The following is a 17,829-nucleotide window of genomic DNA, read 5'->3' as shown; positions in this document are numbered from 1 at the left end:
CCGTTGGACCGGTATGAAGCTCTTCGCGTTCCTGACCTACATCGTCGTGGAGATCGCGGCGTTCGCCGGACTGGTGTCCTGGCTCGGCTTCGGGTGGGCGGTCCTCGCCGTGATCGGCGCGACCGCACTGGGCGTGCTCATGCTGCGCCGCACGGCGGCCGGCGTGCTCCGCGACCTCGGAGAGGCCCTCGACGGCCAGCGGTCGGCGGGCCCCGCACTCATGGACACCGCGATCCTCGCAGCGGCCGTCTTCCTGCTCGCCGTGCCCGGCGTGGTGAGCACCGTCCTCGGACTGCTCCTGCTGCTCACGCCGGTCCGCGCGCTGGTGCGGCCCGCGGTCGCGTACGTGGGCGCCAAGCGGGTCGCCTCCTTCGTCGAGGAATCGGGCCTGGTGACGGTGCTCGCCGGACAGCGGCGCGGGTTCGGCACCGTCGTCGACGGTGATGTGGTCACGGGTGCACCTCGGGCGGACGGTCCCGTCGTGGACGTGACCGGGCCGGGTCAGTACGGTCCCCGGCCCGGATTCCGCGAGCTGCCGCCCGCGTAGCAGACTGGTCCACCGTGACCACCGAACTGCTCGTCGGCGGGCGGATCTACACGCCCACCTCCACTACCGCCACCGCGATCGCCGTGGAGAACGGCGTGATCACCTGGATCGGCGAGGACCGGGCGGCCCGCGCTCTGCACCCGGACGCGCAGGTCACCGACCTCGACGGGGCCTTCGTCGCCCCCGCCTTCGTGGACACGCACGTCCACCTCACCGCGACCGGTCTCGCCCTCACCGGGCCGGATCTCTCCGGCGGGCGGGACGCGGTGCGCGCCGCACTGGCCGCCGCACCGGGGGAGACGGTGATCGCCCGCGGCTGGGACGACACCACCTGGGACGCACCCCTGCAGCGCACGGACCTCGACGAGTCCCGCGTCGTCTACGCCGCCCGCGTCGACGAGCACTCCGCCCAGGCCAGCACCGCGCTGCGCGCCCTCGTCCCCGAGCTGCCGAACCTCGCCGGGTTCTCGCCCGACGGTCCGCTCACCGCCGCAGCGCACCACGCCGTCCGGGCCGCCGCCCACACCGCGCTGACCGACGCCCAGATCACCGCGGCGCAGACCGCCGCCCTCGACGCCGCGGCCGCCGCGGGCATCGCCGCCGTCCACGAGTGCGGCGGACCCGACATCGCGGGGGAGCGCGACTTCGCCCTCCTCGGCGCGCTGACCCACCGCGTCCGCGTGCGCCGCTACTGGGGCGAGGCCGCCCGCGACGCCGATCACGCCCGCGCGATCATCTACCGCACCGGCGCCGACGGCCTGGCCGGCGACCTCTTCGTCGACGGCTCGCTGGGCAGCCGTACCGCCCTGCTGCACGCGCCGTACGCCGACGCGCCGTCGCACGGCGTGGCCTACCTCGACCAGGAGGCCGTCACCGCGCACGTCCTGGCCTGCACCCGGGCCCGGATCCAGGCCGGCTTCCACGCCATCGGCGATGCCGCGGTCGCCAGGGTGGTCGACGCCTTCGCAGCGGCCGTGGAGGACTTCGGCGGGCCCCGGGTCGCCTCCTGCGGGCACCGCGTCGAGCACGCCGAGATGGTCACCGCGGACCAGGCGGCGAAGCTCGGCGATTGGGGCGTGAACGCCTCGATGCAGCCGCAGTTCGACGCCCTCTGGGGCGGTCCGGACGGGATGTACGCGCGCCGTCTCGGGGCGGAGCGCGCCGCGACGCTCAACGACTTCGCGCTCCTCGCCAAGAACGCGGTGCCGCTCGCCTTCTCCTCGGATTCGCCCGTCACGCCGCTCGACCCGTGGGCGACTCTGCGCGCCGCGACGCAGCACCACACGCCCGGCAGCGCGGTCTCGCCGCGCGCGGCCTTCGCGGCGGCGACCCGCGGGGCCTGGCGGGCCGGGGGAGTCCGCGACGGCGTCGCCGGCACCCTGGTGCCCGGCGCGCCCGCGACCTTCGCGGTCTGGGACGCCGACGAGTTGGTGGTGCGGGCACCGTCGGACGCGGTGCAGCGCTGGTCCACCGACCCCCGCGCCGGCGTCGCACCGCTACCCGACCTGGCTCCGGGAGCGCGCCTGCCGCGGTGCCTGCGGACGGTCGTCGACGGACGGACGGTGTTCGCGGCGTGAACGTCCTGCTCCGCGGGGGAGTGAGCCTGCTCGCCGGCGTCGCCCTGTTCTTCGCCTTCCCGCCCGCGGGGTGGTGGTGGCTCGCGCCGATCGGCGTCGCGGTCCTGGTCGCCGTGCTCACCGTGCCCGAGCGGATCACGCTGCGCGGCGGCTTCCTCTACGGCTTCCTCGCCGGCGTCGGCCTCTTCGTTCCGCTGCTGAAGTGGATCGACTCGATGGTCGGGGCGCTGCCGTGGATCGGGCTCGGCATCACCTGCGCGCTGTACTACGGCGTCTTCGGCCTGATCGCGACGCGCGTCGCCCGGGCCCCGGGCGGTCCCGTCTGGGTGGCCGCGGCGTTCTCCGTCACGGAGTGGGCGCGGGCGTCCTTCCCGTTCGGGGGCTTTCCGTGGGGCCGCCTCGCCTTCAGCCAGGCCGACGGTCCGCTGCTCTCCCTCGCGCGGTTCGTCGGGGCGCCGGGGCTCTCCTTCGCGGTCGCCCTGATCGGCGCGTCCCTGGCCGCCGCCGGCGTAGCGGCGGCGCGCCGTGCGGACCGTCGGGCGTACCTGCTGCCCGCCGCCGCGGCGGCGCTGGTCGCCATCGGCTCGGCGGCGGCCTGGCCGTTCGTGGGCGCACCGTCGGACGGGCGCGAGGTGACCATCGCCGCCATCCAGGGCAACGTTCCCGAACAGCGGTGGGACGTCGCGACGCAACGGGAGGCGGTGCTCACCAACCACCTGAACGAGACGCACCGCCTCGCGACGGAGGTCCGGGAGGGCCGGCAGAAGCAGCCCGACGTGGTGATCTGGCCCGAGAACTCCTCGGACGTCTCGCCGGAGCGGGACCCCGACGTGGCCGCCCGGATCCGCGCGGCCGCCGCCGACGTGCGCGCCCCGATCCTGGTGGGCACCGTGCACTACGACGGCACCGGCCGCTACTACAACAGCATGATCCTCATCGACGACGGCGGAGCGATCGAGCGGCACGACAAGGCGATCCTGCAGCCCTTCGGCGAGACCATGCCCATGCGGGACTTCTTCCGCCTCTTCAGCGACTACGTCGACCTGGCCAACGATTTCACGCCCGGCTCCGGGACCGGCGTGGTGCGCGCGAACGGCGTCCCGCTCGGCGTGGCCACGTGCTACGAGGTGGCCTTCGACCGTGCACTGCGGGGTTCTGTCGAGAACGGCGCCCAAGTACTCACGGTGCCCACCAACAACGCGACCTTCGGCCGCACCGGCATGACCTATCAGCAACTCGGCATGTCCCGGGTCCGGGCCGTCGAACTGGACCGCGACGTCGTCGTCGCGGCGACCACCGGCGTGAGCGCCCTGGTGCGCCCCGACGGTGCGGTCACCCGGCAGACGAGCATCTGGACGAACGACCACCTCGCGGAGACCGTCCGGCTCCGCGCCGGCCTGACCCCGGCCGCGCGACTGGGGGATTGGGGCGAGGTGGCCCTCCTCCTGGCCACCCTGTGCGGAATCGCGATCGCGATAAGGCACGATGGAGGTCTGTTTCAGCCCCGCACACGGACCGAGGAACCTGCATGAGTGAGACGTCAGCGCCGTCGTCGAAGACGCTGGTGATCATCCCCACGTACAACGAGCTGGAGAACCTCCCGCTCATCGTGGGCCGGCTGCATCGCGCGCAGCCCGGTGTCGACGTGCTCGTGGTCGACGACAACAGCCCCGACGGCACCGGCGATCTGGCCGATTCGCTGGCCGCCGAGGACCCGCGGATCCACGTGCTGCACCGCGCCGAGAAGAACGGACTGGGCGGGGCCTACATCGCGGGCTTCAGGTGGGCGCTCGAGCGCGACTACCGGGTCGTCGTCGAGATGGACGCCGACGGCTCGCACGCCCCGGAGCAGCTGGAACGGCACCTCGCCGCGATCGACGCCGGCGCCGACCTGGTGATCGGTTCCCGGTACGTCTTCGGCGGTCGGACGGTGAACTGGCCGCTGTCGAGGCAGCTGATCTCGCGCGGCGGGAACATCTACAGCCAGGTGATCCTGGGCACCCGGATCCGCGACATCACGGGCGGGTACAAGGCCTTCCGCCGCGAGACGCTCGAAGGCCTCGGCCTCGACGAGATCGAGTCGCTGGGCTACAGCTTCCAGATCGACCTCACCTGGCGGGCGGTGCAGGCCGGCTTCACCGTGGTCGAGGTGCCCATCACCTTCACCGAGCGCGTGATCGGCGAGTCGAAGATGAGCGGCTCCATCGTCAAGGAGGCCGCGACCCTGGTCCCGCGCTGGGGCTACCGCGCACGCAAGCGCAAGCTGCAGCGCCTCCTGGGCAAGTAGCCGCCTGCGAACGAAGAAAGGGCCCCGGATCACTCCGGGGCCCTTCGCGTTCGTCGGACGAACCTCGCGTTACTTGCCGCGACGCGCCTTGAGCAGGTCCAGCCGCTCCTTGAGGAGCTCCTCGAGCTCACCCTCGGACCGACGCTCCAGGAGCATGTCCCAATGCGTGCGCGGCGGCTTGGCCTTCTTCTCCTCGGGAGCGACCCCGTCAATCAGGGTGCCCTCGAGCCCGTTCTTGCACAGCCAGGTGCCGGGAAGCTCGGCGTCGTCCGCGAACGGGACGTCGAACTCCTCACCGTTGTCGGTGCGGTACCGCGCCACCCGGCGCGGTGCGAGGTCGTGGTCCCGATCCGTCTCATAGCTCACCGCACCCAGGCGGCTGCCCCGTAGAACTCGATCTGCCATGCTTCTCCCAACCTCTCGCCTACGCCGAACATTCCCAGTCTACCCGGTTCACTAGACTGCGGCCCATGACCACCGCTCGCCGTCGCAGGTCCGCCGCATGTGCGTGGTGCGGACGCGAGGTGGTCTCCGAGGGCCCCGGACGCACCCGCAAGTACTGCCGCCGATCCTGTCGGCAGCGCGCCTACGAGGCCCGCGCGGCGCTCGCCGGGACCTCGCTGCCCCCGGATTCGGTGGTGCTCACCGCGGACGAGGCGGACTCCGTGGGGGAGCGTATGTTCGAGGTGAGATGCGCCGCGGAGGACGTGCGGACCGCCATCGCCGAGGGCGCCGGACCGGATGAACTCGCAGAACTCGCGGACCGGCTCGTCGAGACCGCGCGGGCCGCGGAACGCCTGCGCTGAGCGCGCGGCACCACGAGAGGAATGTCGATGACCCACGCCAGGACCCGGTTCGCCGCGGTGATCCTCGCGACACTGCTCGCCGTCGCCGCGTGCGCGTCGGACAAGCCGACGCCCGTGATCTCACAGGAACCGGCTCCGCCCGCCCCCGCGGCACTGCCCGTGGACTGGAGCGAGGTCACCGTGGAGGTTCCGACCGCGGCCGGAGCCGCCACCTATGTCGCGCCCCGGAACCCGCAGCGCCTGCGCGCCGCCCTGATCCTGGCCGGATCGGACAAGGCGGGCACCGTCGCCGCTCGCGAGCTCTCGGTGATGCTGGCTCATCAGGGCGTGGCCTCGCTGCGCTTCGACGGCGGCCCGTCGGAGACGCCGGACTACCGGGCGCAGCTGGACCGCGCGGGCAAGGGCCTCACCGCCCTGGCCGAGCGCGCGGGGATCGGCGACGACCGGCTCCTCGCCGTCGGACACGGCACCGCGGCGCCGCTGGCACTCGCCCTCGGTACCGGCGCCACGGGACGGGCGCCCGTCCCGATCGGTCTCATCGAACCCGTCCTGACGGCGCTCGCCCCCGGCACGCCCGACGTGCTGCGCACGGCGATGACGCTGCCCCCGCAGAAGCACAACATCATCACCTGTTCGGACGCCGATGTCGCGGTCGACTGCTCGGCCACGCAGGACCTCGCCGACGTGATGACCGGCACCCATGTGAACTACGTGCGACTGCGGGGCGTGAGCCACGCTCTGCAGGAGGACACCTCGCGCGATCCCGCCCGGTACGGCGGCGATCAGCCCTTCTCTGCGAGCCTGTACCGCTCGCTCGGGTCCTGGGCGGCGATGCAGTGACCGCTGCTCGCCGTGGCGCCCCCGCGCTGGCGGCGGGTGCGGCGCTCGCCTGGTCGAACGCCGTGCTGCCCCGCCTCGCGGACCGGTTCGGCTGGAACCGCGACGCCCGGTCGGCGGCGACGCTCGTGTTCTGCGCGGCGGACGCCGCACTCGCCCGCTCCCGCGTTCCGACGGTGGCGGGCCTGTCCGGCGGGGGTGCCCTCGCCGTCGCGGGCCTGACCCTGGTGCGACCGGTGCGACGGGAGGCACCGTCGAACCGGGCGAAGTGGGTCCTCGTGGACATCCCGCTCGGCACCGCGCTACCGGAGGAGCTGCTCTTCCGCGGCGCGCTGACACCCGCGATGGAAGCCGCGTACGGGCGGCGGGCCGGCAGCGCGGCGGGCGCCCTGACCTTCGGCCTGTGGCACGTCGGTGCTGCACGCGCGGCTCACGACCCCGTACTTCCGACAATCGGCGTCACCGCGACCTTCGGGGCCCTGATGGATGCTCTCAGGCGAAGAACCGGCAGGTGGTGGCCCTGTTTCCTGGCCCACTGGATCCTTAACGGCAGTGGTGTGATCCTCAGCTCCGGTTCAGTGATTTCTTCACCTGAGCCCCTCGACCCGTAGAATCGTGCGCAAAGCTTGATACCGCAGGAGGAACAACGATGACTGACCGGAACCTCGGTCCCACCGGCGTCAGCCGCCGCGGCTTCGCACGCCTCGGCGCGGGTGCCGCAGCGGCGATCGTCGCCGCCACTGCCTCCGCGGCCGTCGCGGGCGCAGCGCCCACCACCCCGGCGCGCCCGACCACCCCGCGGCCCTCCGGGCCCGCCACCCCGTCGGGCACCACGGAGGCCGCCGCGACGCCCACCACGACGTCGCCCGAGCCGCCCGTCGCCACCAAGACCGGCTGGGTGGCCCTCGCTGACGACAACACCAAGCAGATCACCGTCTGGCACAACGGGGAGGTCGTCAAGACCATGCCCACGTCGATGGGCACGGACAAGCACCCCACGCCGAACGGCACGTACTACACCATGGAGAAGAAGCGCGACATGTACATGGATTCGTCCACGTACGGCGTCCCGGTCGACTCCCCGGAGGGCTACCGCACGTACGTCGAGTACGCCACGCGTATGTCGTGGAGCGGCATCTTCGTCCACGCCGCCCCGTGGTCCGTCAACCAGCAGGGCGTGTCCAACGCGAGCCACGGCTGCCTCAACGTGAGCACCGCCAACGGCAAGTACTTCTACGACAACTTCCCGATCGGTTCGCCGATCGTGGTGCGCAACACCGTCGGCGGCACGTACGTGCCGGGCTCGTAACCCGCGGCCACCCGCACTGAAGCGAAGAACCCGCCCCCTTTCGAGGGGGCGGGTTCTTCGCGTTCGGTGGCTCAGGCGATCAGACGCCGGCCTTCGACGGCGCTGCGACGGTGCCGAACTTCAGCTCGGGCGCGTCGACCCGCGAGCGGCGGTAGTCCAGCGAGTCCAGCACGAAGTTGTGCCGGATCATCCACGGCTGCTCGGTCGCGGCCTTGGGCATCGCATCGGGGGAGCGCTGCACGTAGCCCGAGCTGAGGTCGAGTGCGGGATGCTCGGTGAGCACCTGGCCGCCGACCTCGGGTTCGACGTGCGTGTAGCCCTTCACGATCATGTGGTTGAGCAGGCGCGCGATGGCGCGGGCCGAGATGTCGGCGCGCAGGGTCCACGAGTTGTTCGTGTAGCCGATGATGAAGGCGAAGTTCGGCACGCCCTCCAGCATGTAGCCGCCGAACGCGAACTTGTCGTTGGGCTTGATGGGCGCCCCGTCGACGTTGACCTCGACGCCGCCGAAGGCGAGCAGCTGCAGGCCGGTCGCGGTGATGACGATGTCGGCCTCGAGCTCGCGGCCCGAGGTCAGGCGGATGCCCTTGGCGGTGAAGCTCTCGATGGTGTCGGTGACGACCTCGGCCTTGCCATCGCGGATCGTCTTGAACAGATCACCGTTCGGCACCACGCACAGGCGCTGGTCCCACGGCTCGTACTTGGGCTTGAAGTGGACATCCACGTCGTAGCCCTCGGGCAGCAGGGTCTGGTTGAGCTTGCGCAGGAACTTGCGCGAGGTCTTGGGGAAGGAGCGCGCGAGCACGTACTGGCCCACGTTGATCACCGCGTTCACATTGCGCGTGATGTTGTGCGAGATCGTCGCGGGGAGCACCTTGGCGCCGAACATCGTCAGCGGATCGGCGTTCGGGACGGGCAGCACGTACGTGGGGGAGCGCTGCAGCATGGTGATGTGCTCGACGTCGTCGGCCATGGACGGGATGAGCGTGATGGCCGTGGCACCGGAACCGATGACGACGACCTTCTTGCCCTTGTAGTCGAGGTCCTCGGGCCAGTGCTGCGGGTGCACCACCTGGCCCTCGAACTGATCCACACCGGGGAAGGGCGGCTCGTAGCCGGCCTCGTAGTTGTAGTAGCCGGTGCAGGCCACGAGGAACCGCGACTGGTAGACGACCTGCTCGCCGTCGCGTTCGGCGGTCACGCTCCACAGATCGGTCCGGGAATCGAAGTCGACGGTGCCGACCTTGGTGTTGAAGCTGATGTGCTTGTCGATGCCGAACTTGGCGGCGGCCTCTTCGATGTAGGCCTTGATCTCCGGGCCGCTCGCGAGGCGGTTGGTGCCCTTCCAGGGCAGGAACGGGTAGCTCAGGCTGAAGATGTCGGAGTCCGAGCGGATGCCGGGGTACTTGAACAGGTCCCAGGTGCCGCCCATCTCGGCGCGCTGCTCGAGGATCGCGTAGCTGAACTGCGGTACCTCGTTCGACACGCGGTAGGCGGTGTCGATACCGGCCAGTCCGGCGCCCACGATGAGCACGTCCTTGTAGATCGCGTCGGGATTGGCCACGGGAGCCTCCTCGTTGAAGTGGTGACGGTCCCCGCAGGGGCTGCCTACTGAGACCGATTCAATAACGTCCCGATTATGCTACAACCCGGTAGCTTCTCGGTCCATATCTATCACCCGACGACGAGGTTCTCCCCGTCGCGACGTACCGGCACCGAGGCCAGCGCCGCCTTCGCCGGCCCCTTCTCGACGGCGCCCGTGCCGCCGTTGAACCTGCTCCCGTGCGCCGGGCACTCGAGCGTGAGGCCGTCGTCGGCCGACACCGTCGCACCCTGATGGGTGCACGCAGCGTCGAACGCGACGAACGTCCCGTCGGCGGGTTGCGCGACCACGTAGGGCTTTGCGCCCGCAATCACCACGGCGCTGCCGAGGGGCACCTGCGCGACCGGGATCCGCGCGCCGCCGCCGGCCGTACCACCCGAGCCGCCGTTCGTCGTGGAGCCCGACGGGGCGTCGCTCTTCGACGCCGTTCCGCAGGCCACCGCGACGGGCAGGATCGCGATTCCGGGAACGGCCGCGAGAATCGCGCGCCGCGTGGGGCAGAAGCTTGGCTGAGTTGTCCGCGTCACGGGGTCCACTCTGCCAGCATTGACCCGTGCTCACCGACATCGCGGGAATTCCGAGTCATCCGTTGTTCGTCCACGGCGCCGTGGTGCTCCTCCCTCTCGCCGCGCTCGCCCTGCTGCTCGCCGCGTGGTGGCCCGCCGCCCGCGCCCGGCTGGGCGTCGGCCTACCCGTCTTCGCGCTGGTCGCGGCCGGCGCGTGCTACCTCGCGAAAGAGTCGGGGGAGCAGTTCGAGAAGCGCCCGTCCATGGAAGGGATGCGCACCCAGATCGAGGCCCACTCGACGCAGGGCACGGCGACCTTCCTGTGGTCGCTCGGGCTGCTGCTACTGGCGGTGCTGGTGTGGGCTGGCTCCAGTCCGGCCGTCGCCGCCCGGTTCTCCGGGGCGACGGTGCTCTCCGGCCGCGCCGGGTCGGTCGTTCTCGGCGTCCTGGCGACGCTGGCCGTCATCGCCTGCATCTGGGGCGTCATCGCCGCCGGTCATTCTGGAGCGACGATGGTGTGGTCGGGGCTGTAGATCCTCGCTCGACGGCGCGCCCGGGGGTCAGGCCCGGCCCGCCTCCGTGGCGTGCGCCTTCGTCAGCTCCACGTAGGCCCCGCCGTTCGCGGAGATCCCGGCACGCTCCGCATCGCTCAGCTCGCGCCGCACCTTCGCCGGAACGCCCGCGACCATGGACCCCGGCGGGATCTCCATCCCCTGCGGGACGAGCGCGTTCGCGGCGATGAGGCTGCCCGCGCCGATCACCGCGCCGTTGAGGACCGTCGCGCCCATGCCGACGAGGACGTCGTCGCCGACGGTGCAGCCGTGCAGCACCGCGTTGTGGCCGATCGAGACGCGCTCGCCGACCGTGAGCGGCATCCCCGGGTCGGCGTGCATGACGACGCCGTCCTGGACGTTGCTGTTCGCACCGACCGAGATCGTCGCCATGTCACCGCGGATCACCGCGCTGTAGAAGACGCCCACGCCCGCCGCCAACTCCACGTCGCCGATCACGGTGGCCGAGTCCGCGACCCATGCGGACTCCGCGATGCGGGGTGAGAGCTGTCCGAAGCGAGCGATCATGCGGTGCCTCCTAGGCGATTCCAGTGGTGCCGAGGAGCTTACCGACCACGTACGTGACGGCCATGGCGATCAGCCCACCGAGGACTACACGGGCGGTGGCGCGCCGTACGTCGGCATCTCCGAGCCTCGCCGAGACGTACCCGGTGAGCGCGAGACCGACGAGTACCGAGACCACGATGGCGAGGATGCGCTGCGTCTGCACGAGCGACGCGAGGATCGGGATGGCCGCCCCCACGCTGAACGAGATCGCCGACGAGACCGCCGCGGCGACCGGGCTGGTGAGGCTGTCCTGGTCGATCCCGAGCTCGGCGTCCAGATGCGCCTGCAGCGGATCGTGCGCCGTGAGTTCCTCGGCGACGCGGCGCGCGGTCTCCGGCGAGAGCCCCTTGGCGCGGTAGATGCCCTCGAGCTCCGCGAGTTCGTCCTCCGGCATCTCGGTCAGCTCGGTGCGTTCCTTGGCGATGAGCGCGACCTCGGTGTCGCGCTGCGTGCTCACGGAGACGTACTCGCCCAGCGCCATCGACACGGCGCCGGCGGTGAGCCCGGCGATGCCCGCGGTGAGGATCGCGGACGATTCCCCGGTGGCCGCCGCGACGCCGATGACGATGCCCGCCGTCGAGATCAGGCCGTCGTTCGCGCCGAGGACGCCCGCCCGCAGCCAGTTCAGCTTGTCGCCGACCGCGTCGTGGTGGGGCTCGAATTCATGACCGCCGTCACTCGGCGTCGAATCCTCGTTCGTCCCAGCGCCTTCGCCGATCCTGTCAGTCATGAGCACAAGTGTAGGTAGGTTCGGACCATGACGGCAGCGCAGATCGGACTTCCCCGTCGGCTCGCGATCGGGGGCGGTGCCCTCGCCGACGCCGGCCGCCTCGTTCGCGACCTCGGCTACTCCCGGCCCGTGGTGGTCACGGACTCCTTCCTCTCGCAACAGGGCACTGTCGCGAGGCTCGTGACAGCACTCGAGGAGGCGGGGTGCGAGGTCGCGGTCTTCGACGGCACCGTCCCCGATCCGACCACCGATTCCCTCGAGCCGGGCCTCGCCGCGGTGCGTGATCACGGCGCCGACACGGTGATCGGGCTGGGCGGAGGTAGCCCGCTCGACACCGCGAAGGCCCTCGCTGTTCTCGCCGTCGGCGGCGGCACGATGCGCGACTACAAGGCGCCCACGGTCACCGTGGGGCCGGCGCTGCCGGTGATCGCGATCCCGACGACCGCGGGAAGCGGCAGCGAGGCCACGCAGTTCAGCATCATCACCGACAGCGCGAGCGATGAGAAGATGCTGTGCCCGGGACCGGCCTTCCTCCCGGTCGCGGCGATCGTCGACTACGAGCTCACCCTGTCCATGCCCGCGCGGCTCACGGCGGACACCGGCATCGACGCGCTGACGCACGCCATCGAGGCCTACGTCAGTCGCAAGGCGAATCCGTTCGCCGACGGCTTCGCGCTGACCGCGATCTCCACGATCTCAGCGCACATCCGGGCGGTCTACGCCGACGGGGCGGATCGCCCCGCCAGGGAGGCGATGATGCTGGCTGCGACGCAGGCGGGTGTCGCCTTCTCCAACAGCTCCGTCGCGCTCGTGCACGGTATGAGCCGCCCCATCGGGGCGCACTTCCATGTCGCCCACGGGCTTTCGAACGCGATGCTGCTCCCCGCGGTGATGCGCTTCTCGGTGGGGGCGGCACCGTCGCGCTACGCGGACTGTGCCCGCGCCTACGGCCTGACGGGCAGCTCCGACGAGGCTCTCGCGCAGGCGCTCGTCGGCGCGATCGAGGAGCTGTGCGCCGACCTCGCGGTGCCCACCCCTCGCGCCTACGGCATTGACCGGGCCCGCTGGGACGAGCTCTCGCCGCTCATGGCGGAGCAGGCGCTGGCGTCGGGTTCGCCGGGGAACAACCCCCGCGTCCCCGACGCCGGCGAGATCGTCGCGCTGTACGACGAGGTCTACGGCTAGGCCGCCGCGGCAGCCGGCGCCTCAGCGGCCCCGACGGCGTCGATAGCAGGGCCATCCGCCGCTGCCTGCGCTCCCGGCGCTTGAGCCGCGCTCGTGGACGATGACGTTTCCGGCCCGACCGGAGTCTCGGCAGCGGTCGCGGCACCTCGAGCGGGCGGTTCCTGGCTCGGTCCCTGCGGCTTCGGCGGGTCCATCCGCTCGGACGACGACGACTGCTTCGTCGAATCCTCCTGCTGCGGAGGATCGTTCTTCTTCGGCGCCTGGTAGGACTCCTCATCCTTTCGATCACCGCCGCGACGGGCCTCGTCGAGTAGGGTCGCCGCCGCGACGGTTCCCGGATTCCCGACGGCGTGACGGCCCGTCCCTGCGTCGACGGTGCGCTCCACGATCTCGTCGAGCGCGGCCTGCGCCGCCGTGGCGCTCTGCTGCCACAGTTGCATCGGCAGGCTCAGTGTCCCGCGCTCGCCCGGCTCGGGAACAGGCATGATCGAGTTGAGAACGGTATCGAAACCGGCCGGCAGAGGGATCCCGTTGGCCCGCGCAAGGCGGCCCCACGGATTCTGGCCGGTGTCGATGACGACCCATGTGGTGCCGTCCTGCTCCCAGGTCTTGGTCACAGTGCCGTCCTTGTACTTCTGCACGGTGACCACATGCCCGTCGCGCGTCTCCGTTGTCGACGCGCCGTCTTTCTCGGCCTTCGGCGCCGCGTTGGCGCCGGGAGTGAACTCGACGCCGCCGTCGGGGGAGTACTTGGCGATCTTCTCGGCGGTGTAGTCCTTGCCGTGCAGGTCGAATCCGGGCAGGAAGTAGAACAGCGCGGGGATCGGGTCGGCACCGAGGCCGCAGATGGAGTCACCCTTGATGCAGACACTGACGACCTTGTCAGCGCCGGAGCCCTGATCCCCCTGCGCGACCGGTCCGGTGCGCAGGCCGGGGATCAACGGCGGCACCATGTTCCAGATCCCCGAGTTCACGAAGCTCGGCCCACCATGTTCGACCACAGTGAGTTTTCCGTCGGTCTCTTTCTTGGGGCCGGCCTTCACCAGCGCGACGCCGACGACGTCAGTGCCCAACGACAGCGCGTACACGGTGACGTCGCCGCCGTTGGCGCGCGCGTTGTTGATCTCTGCCGCGGTCTTCGTGGAACCGTCCTCGACGGAACCCGCATAGGTGTCGCGTCCTGCGATACTGAGCGGAGGCAATCCGGGGAAGCCGATTCCGACATCGGCCGCGTACGCGATCGGCACCACTCTGTCACCCAGCGGCATGTACTTCTGCAGCCGCTCCACTTCCTGAGCACTGGTCGGATCGCCGTTGCCGCCCACCACGATGATCGTGTTAGCGACCGTCTTGAGTACGAGGCCGGGCGCCGGGCCCGTGAGGGCCAATGCACCGACGAGTCCCGCGCCCGCTGCCGTAACGACGAGAGGTCGCGACGTGGGACGCCTGTGTCTAGACGTCATAGGAACATTCACTTTCATCAAGTAATCAATACTCGTATGTATCGATGAATGATGATTGTGCACGTTTCCTGACGCCGTACGGTGCATTTCGTCCGATTCGAGCCCGGCGTGGCCCCGCATTCCTCCGAACGGACTACAGGAGCTTCTCCATCCGAGCGATCTCGGCCTGCTGTCCACTCTTGATCTGCTCGGCGATGGCTCGGTTCTCGGGATTGACGCCGCTTCTGAGTTCGGCGTCGGCCATGGTGATGGCGCCCCGATGGTGGGCGATCATCATCGTCAGCCACGCGCGGTCGAACTCGGCGCCACGGAGCGCGCCGAGCTTCTGCATCTGCGCCGGCGTCATCATCCCGTCCATGGCGTGGTCCATGGTGGCGGCCGGCGCGGGCTTGCCCCACTGCGCCAGGAGCCGGGTGAAGGCGTCCATCTCCGGCTGCTGCGCCCCGCGGATCTCCGCCGCGAGAGCGATGACCTCGGAACGCGCACCCTTGCCGTCGACCATCTCGGCCATCTCGATGGCCTGCGCGTGGTGCGGGTACATCATGGTCGCGAACTGGACGTCGGCGTCGTTGAACTGCGCGCTCGCGGCGGAACTCGGGGACGCCGATGCGCCCGTGCCGTGGCCGGCATGCGCACCGGCGGTGACGCTCGAGGGGGAGGAGTCGGGCGCTGCCCCCGAGCCGCAGGCCCCGAGAAGGGTCGCGCCGACGGCGACGGCGGACAGGGTGGCGGCGATACGGAAACGTGAAACGGTCATGGTTGTTCCTCTGCGTGTGTTCGACCTGAATCTGAGGGGCACGGCTCGTCGCGCCGCGGCCATGGGCCGGGCGCGGGCGTCCATCAGACTCGGAGAACGCAGAGGCTGGCGAGATCGAGGACGGTCCACGGCGGCGGACCTCGTGCGAGCGCCGCGACCGCGACCGGGGTCGGGTCCGGCGCACCGTCGACGTAGGGCAGGACAGTGACGAGCGCGGGCGCGCCCATGGATTTGTGGGCGACGACCGTGCCGGCGCAGTCGTGCGCCTCATGGTCGTGGACGGCGTCGACGGTCTGCTTCTGCACCGATGGGCCGTGATCGGCGCGGTCCATCGAGACCGGCGCGCCCGTCGCTGCGGTCCGTGCGGCGTGATGGGGTATCGCTCCGGCGGATGCGGGCATCGACATGGGGTGAATCCCCATGTGCATGATCACCACGGCCAGGCCGAGCAGCACGACGGTGGTGACCGCCGTCCAACCGCTCCGCATCGCCCGCACGAATCCGATCATACCCCAGAGGGGTATAGCTCAACGCTCGCGGAGACGAACCTCCGCGAGGAGTTCGCGTGCGGCGGCGCGGGCTGCGGACGCGTCCCCGTCGGCCACTGCATCGATCACCGCGATGTGGGCGCACTCGTAGGAGGTGGCGAATCCGACCGGGAACTCCTGCAGATGTTCCTGAAGGACCGGCACCAGCGAGTCGTAGAACTCGAGATAGATCGCGTTGTGGCTCGCGGCCACGACGCCGCGGTGCATCGCCAGGTCTGCGGCGATCGCCTCTCGCTCCGCGCCGGGTTCGACCTGTTCCGGCGACCAGAGCCGGTTCCGGGCCTCCAGGAGCCGACGGAGCTCGGCGACGTCCTCGTCGTCGCGCCGTTCGGCTGCGAGCCCGGCGGCGGTCACCTCGAGCGCCTCGCGGAGCTCGAGGAGGTCCGTGTCGCGGGCGGCGGAGAAGTAATCGCCCAGCGTCGACGTCGCGCAGGCCGACAGCACGTAGGTGCCCGATCCCTGCCGCCGCTCGAGCATTCCGGCGTGCACGAGGGCCTGCACCGCCTCGCGAACGGTGTTGCGGGCCGTGCCGGTGAGCTCGCGCAACTCGGTCTCGGTGGGTATGCGGCCGCCCACGGGCCACCGTCCGCTGGCGATCTCACCACGGAGCTGTTCTGTGACCTGGGCTATCAAGGTCTGCCTACGTACCGGTTGCATCACAGTCATCCTATCCGGCCGGAAACCACCTTGCTGACATAGATCCATTCATCCTATGATTTGCGTCGACTGTAAGGAGGGCGAATGACCAGCATCGCGACAGAGCCGCAGGAGGCCGAGACCAGCATGGTGCGATCCGTGAAGCAGGGGCGCCTGCTCGTACTGCTGGCGATCGTGCTGTTCGCCCTCACGCTGCGCACCGCGGTCACCTCACTGACGCCGTTGCTCACGCGGATCAGCGAGGACCTGCACTTCGGCGCCACGATCATCGGCGTCTTCGGCATGCTTCCCACCGCCATGTTCGCGGCGGCGGGGATCGTGACGCCGTTCCTGACCAGCCGGATCGGCCTCGAGCGGACGACCCTGGTGGCCGTCACCGCGACCGCGATCGGCATCGGAGTGCGCTCGATGATGGGCGGCACCCTCGGGCTGCTGCTGTTCTCGTGCCTGGCGCTCGTCGGCATGGGCGTCGGCAACGTGGTCCTGCCCCCGCTGGTGAAGCGCTACTTCTCCGACAACGTCGCGGTTCTGAGCACCGCCTACCTGACCTGCGTCCAGCTCGGCACGATGGTGCCCGCGCTGACCGCGGTCCCGGTCGCGGACGCCTACGGCTGGCGCGTCTCGCTCGCGCTCTGGGCGATCATCCCGATCGCGGCCTTCCTGCCCTGGCTCGGCATCGTCCTGGCTCGACGGGGCCACGACGTCCAGGACGTCACCGCGGAACCGACCGACGAGCCCCGCGGCCGGATCTGGCGTTCGCCGCTGGCCTGGGGCGCGGCCGCGATGTTCGGTATGACCTCGCTGAACACCTACGCGATGTTCACCTGGATTCCCACGATCCTCTCGGATGCGGGCGGCAGCGCCGCTCTCGGCGGCAACATGGTCGCGCTGTTCTCCGGCGTCGGCTTCGTGGCCACGCTGGTGATCCCCGGTCTGTGCACCCGGATGGTGAACCCGTTCCCGCTGGTGATCGTCTTCCTCGGCTGCTTCGTGGTGGGCTTCCTGGGCCTGTTGTTCGCGCCGATGACGCTGACCTGGGTGTGGGTGATCGCGCTGGGCCTGGGCCCGACGACCTTCCCGATGGCGCTGACCCTAGTGAACCTTCGCACGCGCACCGGTGCCGGATCCGCGGCGCTGTCGGGCTTCATGCAGGGCGTCGGCTACCTCGCGGCGTGCGCAGGTCCGCTCGGGTTCGGTCTCCTGCACGAGGCGACGCACGGTTGGACCGCGCCGTTCATGATGCTCTTCGGCTGCCTCGTGGTGCTCGGCATCGGCGCCTACCAGGCGTGCAAGCCGCGGATGCTCGAGGACACCTGGAACTGATCAGAACTTGGTGCTCCAGTAGTCCCAGAACTGGACGCCGATCAGGGTCAGCACGACGATGTACCAGAGCAGCACGAGGGCGGCCAGCCCCTGCTTGACGGGCTGCGTCGCCTTCGGCCCGAGCGCGGCGGCGACGGCGGTCGCGAGCACGATCGGCATGATCGTCCAGACGAGCATGCACCACAGGCAGAGCGCGTGGATCACGAACAGGCTCGAGTAGATCAGGAAGATCACGAGTGCGATGCCGGCCGCGGCGCCGATCGCGAGCCCGGTCCAGAACCACCGGGGGAGCGCGACGCCGCCGAGGGCCAGCACACCCGCCACGATGACCACCGAGAACGAGGCGATCCCGATCAGTGGGTTGGGAAAGCCGAATACCGAACCCTGCCAGGACTGCATGACCGAGCCGCAGGAGATCGTCGGGTCCAGGCTGCAGCCGGGGACGAAGTTGGGGTCCTCCAGCAGCTTGATCTTGTCGATCGTCAGCATCGCCGAGGCCAGCAGGCCCAGCACGCCGGTCACGAGCAGCAGGATTCCGGTGATGCGACGGTTCTCGGTGGTAGCCACGCTGCGATG

21 protein-coding genes are annotated in these 17,829 nt (G+C 70.4%); 11 read left to right on the top strand and 10 right to left on the bottom strand.

The features are described 5' to 3' along the window. Positions 1–13: 13 nt before the first annotated feature. The 4 genes from FK268_RS05525 to FK268_RS05510 are packed head-to-tail and all read left to right on the top strand — an operon-like array spanning position 14 to position 4,411. Positions 14–547, top strand: a complete 534-nt coding sequence (locus FK268_RS05525) for an FxsA family protein (RefSeq protein WP_146432044.1) — start codon at positions 14–16, stop codon at positions 545–547. Positions 548–561: 14 nt separating this feature from the next. Then, positions 562–2,124 (top strand): amidohydrolase, encoded by a 1,563-nt coding sequence (locus FK268_RS05520; protein WP_146432042.1) that lies wholly within the window; start codon positions 562–564, stop codon positions 2,122–2,124. After that, positions 2,121–3,656, top strand: coding sequence for an apolipoprotein N-acyltransferase (gene lnt / locus FK268_RS05515; RefSeq protein WP_146432039.1), 1,536 nt, complete (start codon positions 2,121–2,123; stop codon positions 3,654–3,656). The genes FK268_RS05520 and lnt overlap by 4 nt, the downstream gene beginning before the upstream one ends. After that, a complete protein-coding gene (locus FK268_RS05510) occupies positions 3,653–4,411 on the top strand; it encodes a polyprenol monophosphomannose synthase (protein WP_146432036.1) in 759 nt (252 codons plus the stop codon). Before lnt ends, FK268_RS05510 begins: the two co-directional genes overlap by 4 nt. Positions 4,412–4,480: 69 nt before the next feature. Here the strand turns inward: FK268_RS05510 and FK268_RS05505 are convergent, their stop codons facing one another. Next, complete coding sequence (locus FK268_RS05505) at positions 4,481–4,816, bottom strand: RNA polymerase-binding protein RbpA (RefSeq protein WP_068534369.1); 336 nt, start codon at positions 4,814–4,816, stop codon at positions 4,481–4,483. 65 nt (positions 4,817–4,881) lie between these two features. Between FK268_RS05505 and FK268_RS24935 the strand changes: the two genes are divergently transcribed. Genes FK268_RS24935 through FK268_RS05485 form a run of 4 tightly spaced genes read left to right on the top strand, consistent with a single transcriptional unit; the run spans position 4,882 to position 7,363 of the window. Further along, entirely contained in the window at positions 4,882–5,217 is a 336-nt protein-coding gene (locus FK268_RS24935; protein ID WP_231706948.1) for a hypothetical protein, read from the top strand. 27 nt (positions 5,218–5,244) lie between these two features. Then, the gene (locus tag FK268_RS05495; protein ID WP_166443457.1) at positions 5,245–6,057 is read left to right on the top strand and encodes an alpha/beta hydrolase; all 813 of its coding nucleotides are present in this window, start codon (positions 5,245–5,247) and stop codon (positions 6,055–6,057) included. Then, positions 6,054–6,665, top strand: coding sequence for a CPBP family intramembrane glutamic endopeptidase (locus tag FK268_RS05490; RefSeq protein ID WP_231706947.1), 612 nt, complete (start codon positions 6,054–6,056; stop codon positions 6,663–6,665). Before FK268_RS05495 ends, FK268_RS05490 begins: the two co-directional genes overlap by 4 nt. A gap of 38 nt (positions 6,666–6,703) precedes the next feature. Next, on the top strand, positions 6,704–7,363 hold the full coding sequence (locus tag FK268_RS05485) for a L,D-transpeptidase (protein ID WP_146432026.1): 660 nt from the start codon (positions 6,704–6,706) through the stop codon (positions 7,361–7,363). A 79-nt stretch (positions 7,364–7,442) separates the two neighbouring features. On the opposite strand, the gene FK268_RS05480 is transcribed toward FK268_RS05485, so the two are convergent. Next, positions 7,443–8,927 (bottom strand): flavin-containing monooxygenase, encoded by a 1,485-nt coding sequence (locus tag FK268_RS05480; RefSeq protein WP_146432023.1) that lies wholly within the window; start codon positions 8,925–8,927, stop codon positions 7,443–7,445. A gap of 110 nt (positions 8,928–9,037) precedes the next feature. Beyond that, complete coding sequence (locus FK268_RS05475) at positions 9,038–9,493, bottom strand: Rieske (2Fe-2S) protein (RefSeq protein WP_158636050.1); 456 nt, start codon at positions 9,491–9,493, stop codon at positions 9,038–9,040. A gap of 26 nt (positions 9,494–9,519) precedes the next feature. Here FK268_RS05475 and FK268_RS05470 point away from each other — a divergent pair, with 26 nt between their 5' ends. After that, on the top strand, positions 9,520–10,005 hold the full coding sequence (locus FK268_RS05470; protein ID WP_146432016.1) for a DUF2231 domain-containing protein: 486 nt from the start codon (positions 9,520–9,522) through the stop codon (positions 10,003–10,005). A 27-nt stretch (positions 10,006–10,032) separates the two neighbouring features. Here FK268_RS05470 and FK268_RS05465 read toward each other — a convergent pair whose 3' ends face one another. Then, entirely contained in the window at positions 10,033–10,551 is a 519-nt protein-coding gene (locus FK268_RS05465; protein ID WP_146432014.1) for a gamma carbonic anhydrase family protein, read from the bottom strand. A gap of 10 nt (positions 10,552–10,561) precedes the next feature. Next, the gene (locus tag FK268_RS05460) at positions 10,562–11,320 is read right to left on the bottom strand and encodes a VIT1/CCC1 transporter family protein (protein WP_146432012.1); all 759 of its coding nucleotides are present in this window, start codon (positions 11,318–11,320) and stop codon (positions 10,562–10,564) included. Between the two features lie 27 nt (positions 11,321–11,347). On the opposite strand from FK268_RS05460, the gene FK268_RS05455 reads away from it, so the two are divergent. Continuing rightward, on the top strand, positions 11,348–12,505 hold the full coding sequence (locus FK268_RS05455; protein ID WP_146432010.1) for an iron-containing alcohol dehydrogenase: 1,158 nt from the start codon (positions 11,348–11,350) through the stop codon (positions 12,503–12,505). Here the strand turns inward: FK268_RS05455 and FK268_RS05450 are convergent. The 4 genes from FK268_RS05450 to FK268_RS05435 all read right to left on the bottom strand — a co-directional run bounded on the left by FK268_RS05450 (position 12,502) and on the right by FK268_RS05435 (position 15,930). Beyond that, positions 12,502–14,055, bottom strand: coding sequence for an alpha/beta hydrolase family protein (locus FK268_RS05450; protein ID WP_158636049.1), 1,554 nt, complete (start codon positions 14,053–14,055; stop codon positions 12,502–12,504). The genes FK268_RS05455 and FK268_RS05450 overlap by 4 nt on opposite strands. 46 nt (positions 14,056–14,101) lie before the next feature. Then, a complete protein-coding gene (locus FK268_RS05445) occupies positions 14,102–14,725 on the bottom strand; it encodes a DUF305 domain-containing protein (RefSeq protein ID WP_146432006.1) in 624 nt (207 codons plus the stop codon). An 83-nt stretch (positions 14,726–14,808) separates the two neighbouring features. Then, positions 14,809–15,234 carry a hypothetical protein gene (locus FK268_RS05440; RefSeq protein WP_146432004.1) on the bottom strand — a complete coding sequence of 142 codons (426 nt, stop codon included), beginning with the start codon at positions 15,232–15,234 and terminating at the stop codon, positions 14,809–14,811. 18 nt (positions 15,235–15,252) lie between these two features. Beyond that, entirely contained in the window at positions 15,253–15,930 is a 678-nt protein-coding gene (locus tag FK268_RS05435) for a FadR/GntR family transcriptional regulator (RefSeq protein ID WP_146432002.1), read from the bottom strand. A gap of 84 nt (positions 15,931–16,014) precedes the next feature. Between FK268_RS05435 and FK268_RS05430 the strand changes: the two genes are divergently transcribed. Then, on the top strand, positions 16,015–17,253 hold the full coding sequence (locus FK268_RS05430) for a CynX/NimT family MFS transporter (RefSeq protein WP_146432000.1): 1,239 nt from the start codon (positions 16,015–16,017) through the stop codon (positions 17,251–17,253). Here the strand turns inward: FK268_RS05430 and FK268_RS05425 are convergent, their stop codons facing one another. Continuing rightward, entirely contained in the window at positions 17,254–17,820 is a 567-nt protein-coding gene (locus tag FK268_RS05425; RefSeq protein ID WP_146431998.1) for a vitamin K epoxide reductase family protein, read from the bottom strand. Between the last annotated feature and the right edge of the window lie 9 nt (positions 17,821–17,829).

The organism is Tsukamurella sputi (assembly GCF_007858445.1).
Taxonomy (GTDB): domain Bacteria; phylum Actinomycetota; class Actinomycetes; order Mycobacteriales; family Mycobacteriaceae; genus Tsukamurella; species Tsukamurella sputi.
This window is presented reverse-complemented; position numbering and strand designations above follow the sequence as displayed.

What these genes read in the sequence shown, in the direction of transcription:
- FK268_RS05510 (WP_146432036.1), top strand. Translation starts at nt 3,653, where the DNA reads ATGAGTGAGACGTCAGCGCCGTCGTCGAAGACGCTGGTGATCATCCCC.
- FK268_RS05440 (WP_146432004.1), bottom strand. Translation starts at nt 15,234, where the DNA reads ATGATCGGATTCGTGCGGGCGATGCGGAGCGGTTGGACGGCGGTCACC.
- FK268_RS24935 (WP_231706948.1), top strand. Translation starts at nt 4,882, where the DNA reads ATGACCACCGCTCGCCGTCGCAGGTCCGCCGCATGTGCGTGGTGCGGA.
- FK268_RS05445 (WP_146432006.1), bottom strand. Translation starts at nt 14,725, where the DNA reads ATGACCGTTTCACGTTTCCGTATCGCCGCCACCCTGTCCGCCGTCGCC.
- FK268_RS05450 (WP_158636049.1), bottom strand. Translation starts at nt 14,055, where the DNA reads ATGCACCGTACGGCGTCAGGAAACGTGCACAATCATCATTCATCGATA.
- FK268_RS05435 (WP_146432002.1), bottom strand. Translation starts at nt 15,930, where the DNA reads ATGCAACCGGTACGTAGGCAGACCTTGATAGCCCAGGTCACAGAACAG.
- FK268_RS05460 (WP_146432012.1), bottom strand. Translation starts at nt 11,320, where the DNA reads ATGACTGACAGGATCGGCGAAGGCGCTGGGACGAACGAGGATTCGACG.
- FK268_RS05495 (WP_166443457.1), top strand. Translation starts at nt 5,245, where the DNA reads ATGACCCACGCCAGGACCCGGTTCGCCGCGGTGATCCTCGCGACACTG.
- FK268_RS05430 (WP_146432000.1), top strand. Translation starts at nt 16,015, where the DNA reads ATGACCAGCATCGCGACAGAGCCGCAGGAGGCCGAGACCAGCATGGTG.
- FK268_RS05455 (WP_146432010.1), top strand. Translation starts at nt 11,348, where the DNA reads ATGACGGCAGCGCAGATCGGACTTCCCCGTCGGCTCGCGATCGGGGGC.
- FK268_RS05465 (WP_146432014.1), bottom strand. Translation starts at nt 10,551, where the DNA reads ATGATCGCTCGCTTCGGACAGCTCTCACCCCGCATCGCGGAGTCCGCA.
- FK268_RS05525 (WP_146432044.1), top strand. Translation starts at nt 14, where the DNA reads ATGAAGCTCTTCGCGTTCCTGACCTACATCGTCGTGGAGATCGCGGCG.
- FK268_RS05485 (WP_146432026.1), top strand. Translation starts at nt 6,704, where the DNA reads ATGACTGACCGGAACCTCGGTCCCACCGGCGTCAGCCGCCGCGGCTTC.
- FK268_RS05505 (WP_068534369.1), bottom strand. Translation starts at nt 4,816, where the DNA reads ATGGCAGATCGAGTTCTACGGGGCAGCCGCCTGGGTGCGGTGAGCTAT.